Here is a 16685-nt window from a genome sequence, read left to right as displayed (position 1 = left end):
GACACCCCGTATCATACCAAGAGGGCTCTTTTTTGTTCAAGTCCCCGAAAATCCTTCTAACAGGAATGCTCCTTTCTTTTATTACCTTCATGTTATAGCTTAAATTCGCAGAATTAATGAATTTTTTATGTCAATGTCATGAAGAAAATAATTATTTCGATTCGATTTTTTGTTATAAAATCTTTAAACTTTCTAGACATATTTTTCTTATACTTAGTAATAATAAACTTAGTCAATGGGGGGAAGATAAAATGGTAAATTTGATCATTGGGCTTGCTATTTTTTCTTTAGCTGCTAGGTTACTTTATAAAAACATACAAAAATCAAAACAGGGAAGTTGTCCTTCAATGTAAATCCGGTCATTCTGGCAAACAGGAAAACTGTCAATGCCATTAAGCGATACATTTAGTTTTTGAAGGTAAAACTCTAATTACCTTCCAATTTACCTGTAGAAAATTCAATTTATCCGCAAATTGGGGGGCAAATTAATCGTAATAATGGACCAACAATAAAAAAATGGGCAATTTCCGTAAAAAATAATAAATTTTAACCTATTTACATACATTAGGGGGGTATGGTACATTATAAACACGGAGGCGATAATATGGATGAAAACATGAGTCGTGATTGTTGCCTTCCTGAAGAAAGAAAAAGTCATCACTCCGATAACGTGAAGAAAAATTTAGTTACTCGTTTAAATCGAATTGAGGGTCAAATTCGTGGCATAAAAGGATTAATCGAAAAAGACACTTATTGTGATGATGTCATTACCCAAATTTCAGCCACACAGTCTGCTCTTAACAGTGTGGCAAAAATTCTTCTGGAAGGACATTTAAAAACTTGTGTATTGGAACGAATTAACGAGGGTGATACAGAAGTATTAGATGAAGTTCTTTTAACAATAGAAAGATTACTGAAAAAATAATTGGGAGTGATTGTTAATGGAAAAGGTTACTTTAAAGGTTATTGGAATGTCTTGCGGTCATTGTGTTAATTCTATTGAAGGAAGCGTTGGTAAGTTACAAGGTGTCAAATCGGTAAAAGTTCATTTGGAAGCTGGAAATGTGGATGTAGAATTTAATCCATCAGAAGTATCATTAAGCAAGATTAAAGAGACAATTGATGACCAAGGCTATGATGTTGAATAGAATATATAAATAACGTGCCTTCAAAGCACGTTATCTTTTACAAATAAATATACCCCCCACTAGTATGAGAGAGGTGTTAAATATGAGTAATGAACTTAAAGAAACAAATTTTCAAATTACAGGTATGACCTGTGCTGCTTGTGCTACAAGAATTGAAAAGGGAATTAAAAAAATGGAGGGCGTAAAAGAAGCGAATGTAAACTTAGCCCTTGAAAAGTCCACCATAAAATATGATCCAGAAGTAGCATCCGAACAGGATTTCCAAAAGAAAATTCAGGACTTAGGCTATGATGTTGTAAAGGATAAAGTGGAATTCGATATTACTGGAATGACCTGTGCGGCATGTGCAAATAAAATTGAAAAAAGACTAAATAAATTAGATGGCGTTGATAAAGCTGCTGTTAACTTTGCATTAGAAACTGTTCTAGTGGAATATAATCCAGAACAGGTTACGGTCCCTGAAATGAAAGAGGCCATAAACAAGTTAGGATATACCATTGAACAAAAGATAGAAAATGCAGGGGAAAAAGTGGACCATCGTCAAATAGAAATTGAAAAGCAACAAGGAAAGTTCATTTTCTCTCTTATTTTGTCATTCCCATTATTGTGGGCGATGGTTAGTCACTTTGAATTTACAAAGTTTATTTGGCTGCCAGATATGTTTATGAATCCTTGGGTACAGTTTGCCCTCGCAACACCAGTGCAATTTGTCGTTGGAAAACAGTTTTATGTTGGAGCTTATAAGGCGTTAAGAAATAAGAGTGCAAATATGGATGTGCTTGTGGCACTAGGGACATCGGCTGCTTATTTCTATAGTCTATATTTAAGTATCAGATCCATTGGTTCCGGGACACATATGGTGGAGCTATATTATGAAACAAGTTCTATTCTAATTACCTTAATCATTTTAGGTAAACTGTTTGAAGCGAAAGCGAAAGGTCGTTCTTCAGAGGCAATTAAAAAGTTGATGGGATTGCAGGCAAAAAATGCAACTGTCTTTCGCGATGGTCAAGAGATGATGATTCCTATTGAAGAAGTCATTCTTGGCGATATTGTGTACGTAAAGCCGGGTGAAAGGGTGCCGGTAGACGGTGAAATTGTGGAAGGTCAATCCGCGATTGACGAATCAATGTTAACAGGTGAAAGTATTCCAATTGATAAAACGATTGGGGATAGCGTAATTGGATCAACTATTAATAAAAATGGATTCTTGAAAATAAAAGCAACAAAGGTCGGTAAAGATACAGCATTAGCTCAAATTATAAAGGTAGTTGAAGAAGCACAAGGATCTAAAGCTCCTATTCAGCGACTAGCTGATGTGATTTCAGGGATATTTGTACCGATTGTAGTTGGTATTGCGATTATTACCTTCTTAGTATGGTACTTCTTCGTAAGCCCCGGAGAGTTTGCGGAAGCTCTTGAAAAATTTATTGCGGTATTGGTTATCGCATGTCCTTGTGCGCTCGGTCTTGCAACTCCAACCTCGATTATGGCTGGCTCCGGACGTGCGGCCGAATTTGGGATATTATTTAAAGGCGGAGAACACCTTGAAACAACCCATCGCATCGATACGATTATACTTGATAAAACAGGAACAGTCACAAATGGAAAGCCATCACTAACAGATGTAATTTTAGCAGAGGGTGTGGATGAAAAAGAATTTTTAACGTTGGTTGGTACAGCAGAAAAAAACTCTGAACATCCACTTGCAGAAGCAATTGTTGAAGGTATAAAAGAAAAAGGAATTGAACTAGAAGGATCTGAAACATTCGAAGCCATTCCGGGTTTTGGCATTCAATCGACGGCGAATGGCAAACAGTTATACATCGGTACTCGCAGACTCATGGCAAAACAAAACATTAACGTCCAAGATGAATTAGCAAAAATGGAGAATTTGGAGAAGCAAGGAAAAACAGCCATGTTAGTAGCTATAGAAGGACGTTTTGCGGGGATTGTTGCCGTAGCAGATACTATTAAGGAAACATCAAAAGAAGCCATTTCTCGTTTATATAGCATGGGATTAGAAGTAGTGATGATTACCGGGGATAATACCCAAACGGCACAAGCGATTGCAGATCAAGTTGGAATTAAGAAAGTCATTGCTGAAGTTTTACCTGAAGGCAAGGCAGAAGAAGTAGAAAAACTTCAGAAGTCTGGCAAGAAAGTGGCAATGGTAGGAGATGGAATTAACGATGCTCCAGCTCTTGCTACAGCCGATATTGGGATGGCTATTGGTACAGGTACTGACGTGGCAATGGAAGCAGCGGATATTACTCTTATTCGAGGGGATTTAACTAGTATTGCAGATGCTATTTTCATGAGTAAGAAGACAATCACTAATATTAAGCAAAATCTTTTCTGGGCGCTTGCTTATAACTGCATAGGCATTCCTATTGCAGCGATAGGTTTCTTAGCACCTTGGTTAGCCGGGGCTGCAATGGCATTTAGCTCCGTATCGGTTGTTCTCAATGCACTAAGACTGCAGAGGGTTAAGTTAAAGGCATAATGAAGAAAGGAAGTTGGCAATAATGAAAAAAAGCATAATGATTTGGGCGATTTCGGCAATCGTGTACCTTGGGATAGTCATCGGAGCTTACAGTGTGTTTGATAGTATTAATCCAAAAACAGAGCAACATACGAATCAAACAAGCCACTGATTAGGGGGACACATAGTAACTCTTATACTAATAGGGATAAAAAAATTAAAAGGTGATGGTTATGAGAAAAGTTCTTCTTGAGCTGTATACAAGACCTACCTGAACAGATTGTCAGGCAGGGAAAGAGTTTCTTTCCAAAAATAATATTTCTTATATTGAGTACGATTTAACGAAACAACCTTCTAAAGAAGGAGACTTAATCAAATTAACAGGTACAAGAATTGTTCCGACATTTGTGTTTAAAAATAAGTCCTTGATCGGCTTGATAAGTAAACCAAAAATCCTGATTGGTTTTGAACAAAATATAGATGAAATAAAGAAGTTATTAAATATATAACTGCTATTACCTGTCGCTAAATTAGCGGCAGGTAAAATTATAATTATATATATACTTTACCGGTGTATAGTAGATGATTAGTTAAAAAAGGGAGAGGATTACTATGGAGAACGGTGTAAAAAAAATAAAAATCGCCGTAAATGGAGGAATAGGGTTCGGTGCGAAACTAAACGCTAGACAACTTTTAATGATCTCAAAATATATGAATGAAGATGAGGAACTTGAATTAACGACATTCCAACAACTTTATTTAGAAATTCCGGAAGATAAGAAAGAAGAAATCATCGAAGAATTACAAAGTGTCGGATTAGTATGTTATCCAGTTGGAAACTTCGTAAAGAGCTTGAGAACCTGTAATTTCTGCAAAGGGGAAGAAGAGGAAGGGATGCCAGTGGCAAAAGAGTTAAATCGCCGTATTGCAGGAATAGCCGTACCTTTTACACTGAAGGTTGCTTATACAGGCTGCCCAATTGGCTGCGGTGAACCGATGTTAAGTGACATAGGGGTTATGAAAATTAGAGATCATTACAATTTATATGTTGGAGGAAAAGCTAAAGGGAAAGACGCTGAGGTTGGTTCCTTGATAATGGAGAATCTAACACCAGAAGAATTGTACGATACAGTAGAAAAGATAATTGCTGTTTATTCACAAATGGGTAAAAAGAGAGAGGCATTTTATAAATTTATTAAGCGAATAGGTAAAGATCAATTAATAAGCTCATTATAAATTTCTTTACTTTCTAATATTGGGCGATTAAAGCCGCAGATATTACACTTATTCGTGGTGAGTTGAATGGCATTGCTTATGCCATATTTATGAGAAAAAAGCGATATCTAATATTAAACAAAATCTTTTCTGGGTATTAGCCTATAATTCGCTAGGTATCCCAGTAGCTGCCCTTGGCTCCTCGGCTTGCAGGGGCAGCAATTGCATTCAGTTCAATTTCGGTTGTTCACAATGCGTTACGATTACAATAAGTAAAACTCTAAATGTTTAGGTATAAGTAATAAAACTCCACTTTCTAATAGGATTGTGGAGTTTTTCTCATCTCAGGCATAATTTACTCCATAAAAAGTTATTTTGTATTTATTTTAAAAATGTTTTAAGCATTTCATTAACGGCTCGTCTTTGTTCTGGGGAAAGTTTTTTGAGTGTACTATTAAGGTTAAGTAAATCCACTGGAAGGTTATCGTTATATTCCAAAAAATCCTTTAAAGATATTTCTAGTGCTGTACATATTCGATCTAAAGTTTCAATAGAAGGAGATTGATTATCGTTTTCTATTCTAGAAATAGTCGCATTACTAACACCTGACAAAACTTCAAGTTGTCTTACAGTAATACCTTTTTTATTTCTTATTTTCTTTATTTGTTCGCCAATATTAATCAACTGACAACCCTCATTTACTATTTTTTCAATGAATTATTATTGGTTCTTGTTGAAATGATAGCAAAATTAATGAAAAAAAATATAAATGTTACGGATTTGAAGCAAAATACGTTTATATTGATACGTATTTGACTACAATGTACCTTAGTAATGTTCGATTTAAGGGGTGGAAATATGTCAATAGACACAAAAAGGTTAAGTATTGGTAAGCTCCTCGGCAGTGTAAACGAAGTTTATCGAATTCCCTTATACCAACGACCTTATAATTGGGGGAAAGATCAGTGGAATGACTTATGGGAGGACTTAATAAGGCTTGAAGGTGATGAAACCCATTTTTTAGGTTCAGTAATAACGATTAGCCAAGAGCGCCAAAAAGGATTTAGTTATTTTGAGGTTGTTGATGGCCAACAGAGGATCACTACTATTTTGTTGTTATTAATGGCTATTCGTGATTTAGCAGAAGAAATGGATAAGGATCGTGCAGCTTATATTAATAACTACTTTTTAAAAAGTTCAACAATTGATGAAACGGATGCAAAGCTTATTTTAGGGAGGAAAGACAATAAGATTTTTAAACGGTTAGTTGAAAAGAAAATTACAATGGATGAAGCCAAAAATGAAAAAATAGTCGAAGCTTATTATTTTTTTAAGGATAAACTTCAGAATAGTCATTTAAAATGGCAAAATATCTACGCAAGATTATTGGATTCTCTAGATTTGGTCCTAATGGTAACCGATTCATATTATGATGCATTTAGACTGTTTGAAACCTTAAATACACGTGGCCTTTCTCTGACATCCGTTGATTTAATAAAGAATTTTTTACTAAGTAAAATCTCAACCAATGAGCCGATGGTAGAAGATTGCATTGAAATTTGGGATAGCATAATTGAGAATATTGAAGAAATTGAGTCAGTACGGCATGACAAAGTAAGATTTTTTAGACATTACTTATTCTCAATAGAACCGGGAATTGTTCCAATACCAAAATTATATCCACGGTATCAAAAGCTTATTGATAGCACAGAAAATTTAATAAACTTAATGGAGGATATTTGGGTTAAGTCAGAATTATATGTAAAATTGTTCAACGGTATTTTAGGGATAAAAGAAATTGATTCAAAATTAAATACAATTGTCCGGATTGAGGCAACAACCAGTTATACCTTGCTATTAAAATGCTTATCGGAAAACCTTCAAAAAGAAAATTTAATTAAAGTTCTAGAAGCGATTGAAATATTCACTTTGAGACGAAGTATTTGCAACATATCCACACGGGATATTGACAGGATATACAATCATTTGGCGTTAGAAGCATTTAACCAAGATAACCCGGCGAAGTACATAATTGAGTATTTAAACAAGAGAACCCCTAGTGATACGGAGTTTTATCTGAATTTTCAAAGTCGAGACTTTACAAGATCGTCACAAACAAAATATATACTTGAGATGATTGAAAATGAACTAACAAATAACACTAAAGAGAAAATGATAAACACAAGAACGGATGTTCATATTGAACACATTATGCCGAGAGAACTAATAAGAAAGAGGGCGAGTGAAATTGAGAGCGAATGGAAGCGTGAATTAGGTTCACGGGCATCGGAATACCCGATGTATGTTAATAGGATTGGAAATTTGACTCTTTTAGGAAGTGAGTTAAATATTACAGCCAGTAATAGTCCCTTTAATGAGAAGAAAAAGAAATACGAAAAATCGGTTATTCATTTAACAAAAGAAATATGTCAGAACGAGAGGTGGACATTCGAGGAAATAGAGAGAAGAAGTGAACAGCTCGCAAGCATAGCAAAAAAAATCTGGAATTTTAAAAATCTCTAACAAGCCTTAACCGGATAAACAAAAAGGAAAAGAAGATAAACTGGCTCAACTAAATAATCAATGGAAGGATAATAAAATTATGCAATTAATATTTTTTAATGATACGAGAAGATTAGTGCGAATCCATCCAGCATCAATTTTGCATGGTTGTAAAGTCAATAAGGAACCAATTAAGTATCTGGAACAAAGATTGTTCGAGATGCCAAAAGACACCTTTCCGTGGGTGAAATTATGGGATGACGGCACGCTAGGTTTGACCATTTTGGTGTCACCAATGATAGAGAGTGAATAATAGGTGGTTTAGGGGAGTTTGAAAGGAAGAACAAGTTAAAAAGATGAAATTTATAATGTAACTAACCGTATTTGAAAGGAGAAATCAATATAGGAACATACATTTCTTTATCCATTCTGCCGAATAATATTTTACAATCCGAATGGGAGAAGGTTTATGAAGAAAGTTTGGAATTAGTAAAAGCCTTTGCATTTGCCCATGTAGAGGAAAGAGAATATTGGGGGTTTAGAGTTCTTGTATATGCTCAGGCTCATGAAAAATTAAAACCAGAAAAGCATTGGGCAATAGTGGGTGATTTGCGCAGTAAACAATATGCAGAGACTTTTAAACTTTATCGTGATCTCAATAAATATAAGGTTAGAAAAGTGGATATTGTAGCCAGCGATATTTTATTTCAGGAAGATCAGCAAGTTTGGGCTTTTGATTCAAAAACGCAAGGATATCAATATCATCTCTATATATTAGCAATTGCAATGCTAATTGAAAGCAGGTTTCCCAAAAGTGCAATCGTTAGTGGCGATATAGATTTTGAACAATGCATTAAATCAAAAGAATGGGCTAATCAGCATCTTTCTCAACCTGTTGATTTGCCGATTAGAGTTCAAGTCAATCAATTACTTTCAAGATTTCCAGACCTTAATAGTGAATCAGAAAAGATTCAGGTCATCGAAAAATTGCTGATTGCAGATTCAGAGAAAATGTTCACGATATTTTACACCCATTTTACTAGGGAATCTTTTCACCTCTGGTTTTGTAATAAATTACAAACGTATTCCTCTCCAACTCAGGTTGGGGCGCTGAGTTTGTTAATTTACTACTTAAATGTTTCAGGTGATTTGAATAACTTATTATACATAGCTTGTCGAGCTGAAAAGGGACCGAAATTTCCCCCGTTTGAGTTCATCAAGGCATTAGCGCGAACGTGGATTTTTCTACCACGGGAAAAATTTTCTTTTTTAAAACATTTTGATAATGTTGCAGGGCATCCTCATATTGTTGAACGGCAGTTTGGAACAATCATCCTTGATTTGAGGTTTTCGGGGAGAGAGATAAAATCATTTATTCCACTGAAGGAAGTCGTGAACACTCTAGTTCTTTACTTTCCAGAATTAGATAGTGGGATTGAAGGTATTCTAAGACAGGAAATGTCTAGAATTGAAGAAGAATTATTAGCATTCCAAAATCAAATTCGACCAGCTATCGAGCTGTCTAATGCATCTACCGAAGATAAAAAGTTTTTAGCTGACGAAGATGCATTCTTGTACTTCGATGAAGACACAGTGAAACTAACTAATGAACAAGACTTGATGATAAAAGGAATTGCTTTTAGTATTAATACCTTATTAGAACAAGAAGGAGAAGGTGTTTTAAAGTGGTTTTTTTATGGTTCAATAAGAAATTTAAAGCGTATCTTTACCGGGTTATTTATTGAAAAATATAATTCCATTCTAACGGAGAATGCTTGGCGATGGATAAATGATACGGAGGATCCACGCTTAGTGAGAATATTGGTAGCAAAATTAATTATTGATGAAGCAAGGGGGTTAAAACATCAAAAAGTGCAATCAGATATACGAAAGGCCATGCTTGAGAATAAAGCTCTGACACAGAAAATCGCAGATTACATGGATAGTGAAGTGGCAATGAAGCAAATAGAGGAAATAATAAATAAAAATAAGTAATAAATAGTGCCATAACCTATTTTGTATTTACTAACAAAAAGGTAATCTAGAACTTAGAAAGGTATTTGAAAGTGGTTAAATTAAAGAAATTTGATGTTATTTGTAAATCTTGTGGGAGTATTGAAATTGATATTTACTGCACATTTCATGAAGATGTTATCTTTAAGTGTAAAAATTGCGGAAAAGAAGAGAAGATAACTTAGTTTACAAATGGAGTAAGAATATTATAGTTAAGTATAAAAAACGCTGATATGCAGCGTTTTTTGTATATTAGCTTTGTTATTGCTTTATGCTGATTTGTATAACCAATGAAGGTGATACTATTTGAAATGTAATGATTATATTTTTTGGAAGTATGCTCGGAATTATCAAATAACCCACAATAAATGTTTTAGATGTAATTCCGAGCTATCTCATTCTATCCAAACTATAAAAATAGGAAATCAAACTATTGAAAATGCAAAGGTACTGATCTGCCCAAAATGTGAAAAGTCTGTAACGATAGAATCGTGAATTTTATTAAGAAATTCAATAAAGGAATAATTGTCCAGAAAGAAAACCATTATATTTCTAGACTTTACAGTTAATTCCGTTGATTTTTAAAGCGAAAAATGATTTAAAATGTTTAAGAAGTGAAAAAGTAAATATACACATATTGAGATGTAAAGGATGACTAAATTAAATGAGAGAATATGAATTAGTCGAAAAGAAAGTAAGGGAATATGAACTGAAATCTGTTACTTGTAATAAGTGTGGTAAAACCAAAAAAATAACTAGCGAAGATTACCAGAAAGAATGGGAAGCAGCGGAATTTCAATCCTTTTCATGCAGTTTTGGATATGGAAGCAAATTCGACATGGAAGAATGGAATTTTGACCTCTGCGAAGATTGTTTAGAAGAGATAGTAAATTCCTTTAAAATTAAACCAGAAGGATTTAAAAGGTAATTGAAATTAGACAGCGTGCAGTAGATCCATAAAATTAAGCTAAGCAGGTTATTTGCATGGAATATTTAGAGAAATTTGATGTAAATCATGTGTGAGTACAGCTATTGAAATTAACTGTACTTTTCATGAAGATGTTGTTTTTGAATGTAAGAATTGCGGAGAGCAAGAAGAGAAAATCTAATTTTTTTTGCAAAAAAAATAAAAATGAATGGATAGAACAGCCATTAAATGGCACTTGGAGAGGGTATGAGTTGGCAAAATAATAGGGTTATACTTATTAAATTAATGGGTAGGTGCCATATCATCTACTCTTTTTTAATTTGCAGCTTTCTGAACATTATGAGTTGTTTTCAGAGATTGGAGATAATGGTCTGATTAGACCACCCAAAAATAATAAACTAATTTTAGAGCTTAGCTAATGTATATAGAATGATTATTGCGAATGAAATGAGCCATTTATGCGTAGTTTTAAGCCACCGATTGCAGAAAATAGAGCCACCACTTGCGGAGTCGAGTGCCACTTATTAGTAACATAATTACTGCCTATGAATTTTACCACTGAATACCTCTCTGTAATTGATGGACATTATACAACTAGGATGCATTCTAATGCTGCGTAGTAGACTTGATACTGCCAACATATAAATTCTTATACGGAAGAATGTACCCTAAAGTAATTAAGTTATATTCATAAGTGATAGGTTTTCAATAAACAAGCCAGATTGTAAAAAAACTAGTCGGATCGAAAATAGGATATTTATGTTAAGGTAATAAGTGTATTAGAAGGTGACTACTTAACGAAAGTTCTATAAAATAAAAGTGAGGGGATTAGATGGAGCAAGTTAATACTGTTGATGATTATTTGAAAAAGCTGTCGCGTTACGATATTTATAATAATGTCTTCTATAGAGGTCAATCAGAAGAATATAAAAGTATCACATCGAGTGTTTCAAGGGACTCAGGATACACAATGAATGAAAGCGCCATCTACAGAGAAACTTTAAAAATGAAAACGGTTGAGTTTGAGGATCTAATCTCTCCGATTGAGCGCTTATCTAAAATGCAACATTATGGAATTCCAACAAGACTTGTAGATTTGACAATTGACCCATTAGTAGCGCTTTTTTTCGCAGTGCAAAAAATTGATAGCGAATCACATGGGAATGTATATGTATTTGTTCAGCCAGAGCTTTCCTTAAATGATAAGAGAATTAAGCTATTGTCACTCCTTGCAACATTAGAATCACCTGAAATTGATGGGATAAAAAGTTCCTATCTAGAATACTATTCGAAGAGTATAACAGAAGATGAAATATTAGAATTTGCATCAGAAGGTGCATTTATAAAACACTCCATAGAACTGCAAAAATCTAATCAAAGGTTATTTTGCCAGAAGGGAACTTTTGCAATCTGCGGTAATGAAGTAATAGGAAAAGAGATAAAGAAGTCTGTATTACCCCTTGATTCAATTGAACCTACAATGGTTATAAGAATTCCTTTTGAATATAAACAAGCAGTTAAAAAAGAATTGGATGAAAAGTATAATATTAATGAGACAACGATATATCCAGAGTTTCCTTCGGTTGCTGATTATTTGAAGGAAAAATATAAAAAAGTAGATTTTAATCTGGAGGATACATATAACATTCATGAAGTAGAAGATATTTCTCATGTAGGTGCTAGACGCTGCTCTATCGTGGCAGTATTAAATAAAGTTCTGCGCATTGAGGAAGTAAAACATATTGGAATTCAGATCATTGAACAATATAGAAGGACAAACGATGTTGTATGGGTCTATATTGCAAAGAATGGCGATGACTATATTATGCGAAACTGGATGATAAGAGGCCAATGGATTAGAGAATCATTAGATCCTAGATTTAAGCCACACTTTATTGGGGAGTTAGATGAGTTAGGCTATATATGGCGCTTCGAGAAATCCTATAGTACAATGGCAGATTATTATGATGAGTATGTCCTTGTAGATGATAAAATTCTTTTTACTCTAAACATGAAAACATTTGAAGATTTAGAACCCCACTATAAATATATGTTAAGTGTATTTGAGAGTGGGGACATGAAGGAATTAGAATTGTATGCTTTTGATAATGCAAGTGTAATTACTAAATTCTTTCTAAACTTCGGTGATTATGGGCACTCAAGAAATGATGAATTTAGTAAATACCTGAACAATTTTCAAGAAGTAGCTTTGCATCTGGATAATCTGGTCTTGTGGCTGAAAAAAGAAGGATTAAATTCACGTGCTAGAAGATACCAGATTTCAAATTGTATTAAGGATGCTAAGTTACATTTTGATAGAATAAAGGAATATGCACCATATTGGAAGAAGACCATTAATCTTTCAGATGACGAGTACAATGAATTTGATCCTGAAAAAATAAAAAGAAAAGAATATCAATATAAACAAACAATACCACTAAATCCTGATGGCTTGGATGTTAATTTTAATCTTGATATTTACCGAAACAGCGACAATACAGTGAATATAAGGGGAACGACTAATCTCTTTGATGAGGCATCACTGATGATTTCCTTGAGAAACCCTAATGGTTTACTATTGGCTCAGAATAAGTCGTTAGTGGAAAATGGACGATTTGATTTTGGTAGACTTGGTAAAGAAGGTACCGGGTTCGAAAATGGAAAGTATAATTTAGATATTTCACTTGCCATTCCTTCAGTTCAAAATAAAGAATTTGTACTTAAAGCAGGAATAGAGTATGAGAACTTAAAAGGTAAATATGTAGATAGAACCGGTATAGGACCAACGGTAAGCTATACCGAAGAGTTTGAAATTTAATATTAACTCATTACCTGCGCAGTAAAACGATACTTTTCAATAATCATAAGCCTAATTCTTCGATGATAATTAAGGAGGATTAGGCTTTTTAACTTTAAATTTACATTAAACTATTGGTAAATGCATGATATCAAGTGGTAAAATCCGTGGCAACTACTGGTAAAAAACATGACAGAAATGATACATTTTTGTGGCCGTAATCGTAACAACCGCAGAACCGCTTTTTAATGAAGTGAGTCCGAGCCGCAGTGGAGCTGCTAGCATGGACTGTAAAGTTAAAGTCAATGGTGGCAGACAATAGTTTTACGCTAATTATTACAGAACAATAGAGATGGCTCTCTGTTCCGCAAATACTGGCTCAAACATTCGCATTCAGTGGCCCAAAACTCCGCACTACTGGCTCAAACTGTCCGCAATACTCATAGAAAAATTGAGATATCTGAGATAGCTAGATATCCAGATATCTGAAAAAATAACCGGCAGAATAAACAACGTATGGTGAATAGCGTATCCAGAAAGAAGGAATTCGCCTCGTTTTTGATTGTGGTAATTAACACCGACAATGTTCTGTTTCCTATTTGCCATCAATTGAAGAGATTAATAATTGTTTTTTTATGTAAAGTCAAAAGATAATAAAAACAGGTTACTTCAACAAAAACGAGCTAGCTGTTTATGATTATAAAATCTTTTATATATAACCATTTATTACCAAAAGGAGGATTGGAACAGCCAGTTATAATTCTTATATAAGTCATTTAAAATCAAAATAGAGGAATAAGGCCTTTTCGAGATTTTCAGTATGCTTTTTATTTATCATTGATTGATTCCCTAGTAGTGGTCTATAACAGAATATATTATCAACAACTTTTTGTTGTTCATTATTCAATTTATTAGCAGATTTATTCAATAAAAGATTAAATTCTCCATTATCAACCTCTGCTTGAAGGAATAGTTTAAAGCCATAATATTCCTCAAAAACATCTTCTACATAAGACCTTACTTGTTCTGGATTTCCTTCAATCAATTCTCCTTCAGATACATTATAAACAAAGATTTTCATGTTAAGTCTATTCGGCATTTAAATCCCTCTTCTCTCAACAAATAATACGAATTTCTATTTTAGTAACAAAAATTCTGCTTTCTATGAACTAAAAAATATCTTCATTATCATCTGCCAATGATCTTTCACTTTTTAATGGTACTACATTATCTTTTTTGTCTTCATTCGTTGACTTCATTTGTTCATACCACTTGTAAAAATCGGTTGGTTCGTTAAAAATCCCTTCAAGTGCTTTTTTAACAATTATAGTTTGGCTTTTATTTCTGGTATCGAGTAGGTTAAGCAAAGGTACCTCTTTATTTGAACTGTAACGAAGTAACTTAAAAAGGAGGTCCTGAATATAGTCTAGGCGTTTTTCTGTAATTTCTAACTTAGATTGGTAATTTTGAATTTTTCCTTCAAGGTGTTTTCTTTGTTTAACATTTTGATAATATCTACGTTCATGTATAAGTAAAACTTTAATTAATTCATCCTTATTATCATAATATTTTTGAACAATATCAGTAAAATTAGGAATACTGTCACTTAATTTGGATGAAACTGATATTTCATTTGAAAATGCCTTATTCGTTTGATCGATAATTTTCCTGCCAAGCCGACCTTCCTTCCTCCAAAAGTCTTCCCCGGCAGATTTAGGATATCTACCTTGATTGACTAGTTCCTTATTAAATAAATACATTTCTTTATACTCAACTTTACCGTGATTCTTTCTTTCCCCTTTGTAGAGATAGATGAGTTCCTTTACCTCTTCTTCGGTTAGTTTTGTTTTCCTTCCAGAATGGTTACTCATAATTTATTTCCTCCAGTAATTTTAAATCTACTATCTCATTAATTGACTCTTTAATTTGAAATTTAGCAGATTTTAGCTTTGAGAGATTAATTGGATGAGTTCGAGATAATTCATCAGATAGCATAATTGAATGAAGATTAGTGATAAAGGTAACAAGTTCATCAATGTTTCTTTTTCTATCTTGGATTTTATTCTTTATTATTTCCTTTTTTTTAATTAATTCCTCATAGGATGATCTCCAATGGCTGCAAAAAATACAGTCTTCAGTTTCACAGCGTTGTTGTTTATCTGAGCAATAGCCTATCTCCCTTAAAGGTTTTTTCCAATAAGGTGTAGTAGGAGGGCTTAAAGCCTTGATTTTTAAATCATTTGGAATATGAGCGGCAAGAGCTATAGTACTATCCTTGTTTAGTACCAACCCCTTTTTTATAGGTGGAGATTTTTGAGTAAACTTAAATTTCTTTAATAAAGAAAAGACCTCAGAATCTATCCAATATTCTGTATGATGAGCATAATTTAGTTGCATAGAAATTGTTCTATGATTTGCTAGTCTAGCAATCTCAATTGGAGATATTCCTTGCATAACTAAAGAAAAGATAGCTATATGTCTTGAATCATTAGGTTTAAGCATATTTGAGGTTTTTATTGGAAATTTATATTTTTCAAATACTATTTTCTGATAAAAATCAATTAGTAGATTATACAACTCAGAATGATTGAATATATTGGTATTAATTTTTTGTCTCGCCATAACTTGTCTTTCAAAAGGAGAACTAGTTTTTAATATTGAATTATATGATATGAGTGTTACTGAATTTCCGAAACTGTTGGTTTTTATAATATATGATTGAATAACTTCGTATAACTTTTTATCAATTCTAACAGTATCAATAACATTTGGGTGGTTTTTCGGGTATTTATGTCTTGGGAGTCGTAAGTAATAATTACCTTTTTCCTCAAAAATACAATTCCTTTCTAGATCACAAAATTCTGATGGACGTATTGGTATAACTGTTGTAATTTTCCACCAAATAATAATTGGCATAAAACGAGCTTCATTACTTGACATTTCAGAAGTAGTATTAGTATTAGACTTTAGTTCAAAATAATAATCATCAAGACATTTAGAAAAAATTAAAATATCTTTAGAAGGTGGAAGTACACGTATTTTCTTTTTTACCTTAATCTTCCTCCTTAGATTAAGTAAAGATGGAATAAATAATTCTCCTACAAAAATATCTGTATAATCCATGAAATTTAAAACAACGGATATCATAGTTAATTTATATTTATTTTTTAATGAATTAGTAGAGTTAATCCATTTTATTGTTTCATCAATCAAAGATGGGTCCAGCCCATTAGACTGTTCTAAAAATTTCATAAAAGCAGCATAATAACCAGCTACCGTACCCGGTTTATGTTTTTTTATTAAATCCGTAATCCAACACTTAACCATTAATTTAAAATCTTTGGGTAAATAATTACGATTTTCGTAATTATTGAGTTCCCTGAAATTAAAATTACGGATCCTTCCGTCAGAATTACTAATTCTAAAAAAGACCCATTCATCATCCTCAAAAGCACCGCACTTTAGCAATGGATCATTTATTAAGTTTTCCTTTGCAATTATTATACTTTCAGCACTTAAATAAGAAGAATCCGAAAGAGAATCTATTTCAATGTCTTGTAATGAATTACTCATTGATTGGGCATTTATCATAGTTTC

The 16685-nt window shown here is 33.2% G+C and carries 14 protein-coding genes and 2 pseudogenes; 12 read left to right on the top strand and 4 right to left on the bottom strand.

The window, feature by feature from the left end:
- Positions 1–251: 251 nt before the first annotated feature.
- The 8 genes and pseudogenes from NFS43_RS14460 to NFS43_RS14430 form a co-directional block, all read left to right on the top strand.
- Positions 252–353 (top strand): FeoB-associated Cys-rich membrane protein, encoded by a 102-nt coding sequence (locus NFS43_RS14460; RefSeq protein ID WP_251552397.1) that lies wholly within the window; start codon positions 252–254, stop codon positions 351–353.
- Between the two features lie 251 nt (positions 354–604).
- Positions 605–925, top strand: a complete 321-nt coding sequence (locus NFS43_RS14455) for a metal-sensitive transcriptional regulator (RefSeq protein WP_251552396.1) — start codon at positions 605–607, stop codon at positions 923–925.
- Positions 926–941: 16 nt separating this feature from the next.
- Entirely contained in the window at positions 942–1148 is a 207-nt protein-coding gene (copZ, locus tag NFS43_RS14450; protein WP_251552395.1) for a copper chaperone CopZ, read from the top strand.
- An 82-nt stretch (positions 1149–1230) separates the two neighbouring features.
- Complete coding sequence (locus NFS43_RS14445; RefSeq protein ID WP_251552394.1) at positions 1231–3654, top strand: heavy metal translocating P-type ATPase; 2424 nt, start codon at positions 1231–1233, stop codon at positions 3652–3654.
- A gap of 22 nt (positions 3655–3676) precedes the next feature.
- Entirely contained in the window at positions 3677–3805 is a 129-nt protein-coding gene (locus NFS43_RS24400; RefSeq protein ID WP_277613948.1) for a hypothetical protein, read from the top strand.
- A gap of 118 nt (positions 3806–3923) precedes the next feature.
- A pseudogene (locus NFS43_RS14440) lies at positions 3924–4142 on the top strand (glutaredoxin family protein); the annotation flags it as partial.
- A 103-nt stretch (positions 4143–4245) separates the two neighbouring features.
- On the top strand, positions 4246–4869 hold the full coding sequence (locus NFS43_RS14435; RefSeq protein ID WP_251552393.1) for an NAD(P)/FAD-dependent oxidoreductase: 624 nt from the start codon (positions 4246–4248) through the stop codon (positions 4867–4869).
- A gap of 23 nt (positions 4870–4892) precedes the next feature.
- Positions 4893–5120 (top strand): annotated as a pseudogene (locus NFS43_RS14430) (heavy metal translocating P-type ATPase); the annotation flags it as partial.
- Positions 5121–5229: 109 nt separating this feature from the next.
- On the opposite strand, the gene NFS43_RS14425 reads toward NFS43_RS14430, so the two are convergent.
- Positions 5230–5532, bottom strand: coding sequence for a helix-turn-helix domain-containing protein (locus tag NFS43_RS14425; RefSeq protein ID WP_251552392.1), 303 nt, complete (start codon positions 5530–5532; stop codon positions 5230–5232).
- 174 nt (positions 5533–5706) lie between these two features.
- Between NFS43_RS14425 and NFS43_RS14420 the strand changes: the two genes are divergently transcribed.
- The 4 genes from NFS43_RS14420 to NFS43_RS14405 all read left to right on the top strand — a co-directional run bounded on the left by NFS43_RS14420 (position 5707) and on the right by NFS43_RS14405 (position 13109).
- Positions 5707–7371, top strand: coding sequence for a DUF262 domain-containing protein (locus NFS43_RS14420; RefSeq protein ID WP_251552391.1), 1665 nt, complete (start codon positions 5707–5709; stop codon positions 7369–7371).
- Between the two features lie 363 nt (positions 7372–7734).
- Entirely contained in the window at positions 7735–9345 is a 1611-nt protein-coding gene (locus NFS43_RS14415; protein WP_251552390.1) for a hypothetical protein, read from the top strand.
- Between the two features lie 682 nt (positions 9346–10027).
- A complete protein-coding gene (locus NFS43_RS14410; protein WP_251552389.1) occupies positions 10028–10291 on the top strand; it encodes a hypothetical protein in 264 nt (87 codons plus the stop codon).
- Between the two features lie 832 nt (positions 10292–11123).
- Positions 11124–13109 carry an FRG domain-containing protein gene (locus NFS43_RS14405; protein WP_251552388.1) on the top strand — a complete coding sequence of 662 codons (1986 nt, stop codon included), beginning with the start codon at positions 11124–11126 and terminating at the stop codon, positions 13107–13109.
- A gap of 751 nt (positions 13110–13860) precedes the next feature.
- Here NFS43_RS14405 and NFS43_RS14400 read toward each other — a convergent pair.
- From NFS43_RS14400 to NFS43_RS14390, 3 genes are all read right to left on the bottom strand, one after another.
- Positions 13861–14187 (bottom strand): hypothetical protein, encoded by a 327-nt coding sequence (locus tag NFS43_RS14400; RefSeq protein ID WP_251552387.1) that lies wholly within the window; start codon positions 14185–14187, stop codon positions 13861–13863.
- 70 nt (positions 14188–14257) lie between these two features.
- On the bottom strand, positions 14258–14959 hold the full coding sequence (locus NFS43_RS14395; RefSeq protein WP_251552386.1) for a hypothetical protein: 702 nt from the start codon (positions 14957–14959) through the stop codon (positions 14258–14260).
- The gene (locus NFS43_RS14390) at positions 14952–16661 is read right to left on the bottom strand and encodes a site-specific integrase (RefSeq protein ID WP_251552385.1); all 1710 of its coding nucleotides are present in this window, start codon (positions 16659–16661) and stop codon (positions 14952–14954) included. Before NFS43_RS14390 ends, NFS43_RS14395 begins: the two co-directional genes overlap by 8 nt.
- Between the last annotated feature and the right edge of the window lie 24 nt (positions 16662–16685).

It is taken from the genome of Neobacillus muris (assembly GCF_943193175.1).
In the GTDB taxonomy this organism is placed as follows: Bacteria; Bacillota; Bacilli; order Bacillales; family Cytobacillaceae; genus Neobacillus; species Neobacillus muris.
The sequence above is the reverse complement of the archived record's forward strand: the minus strand, read 5'-3'. Positions and strand labels throughout refer to the sequence as shown.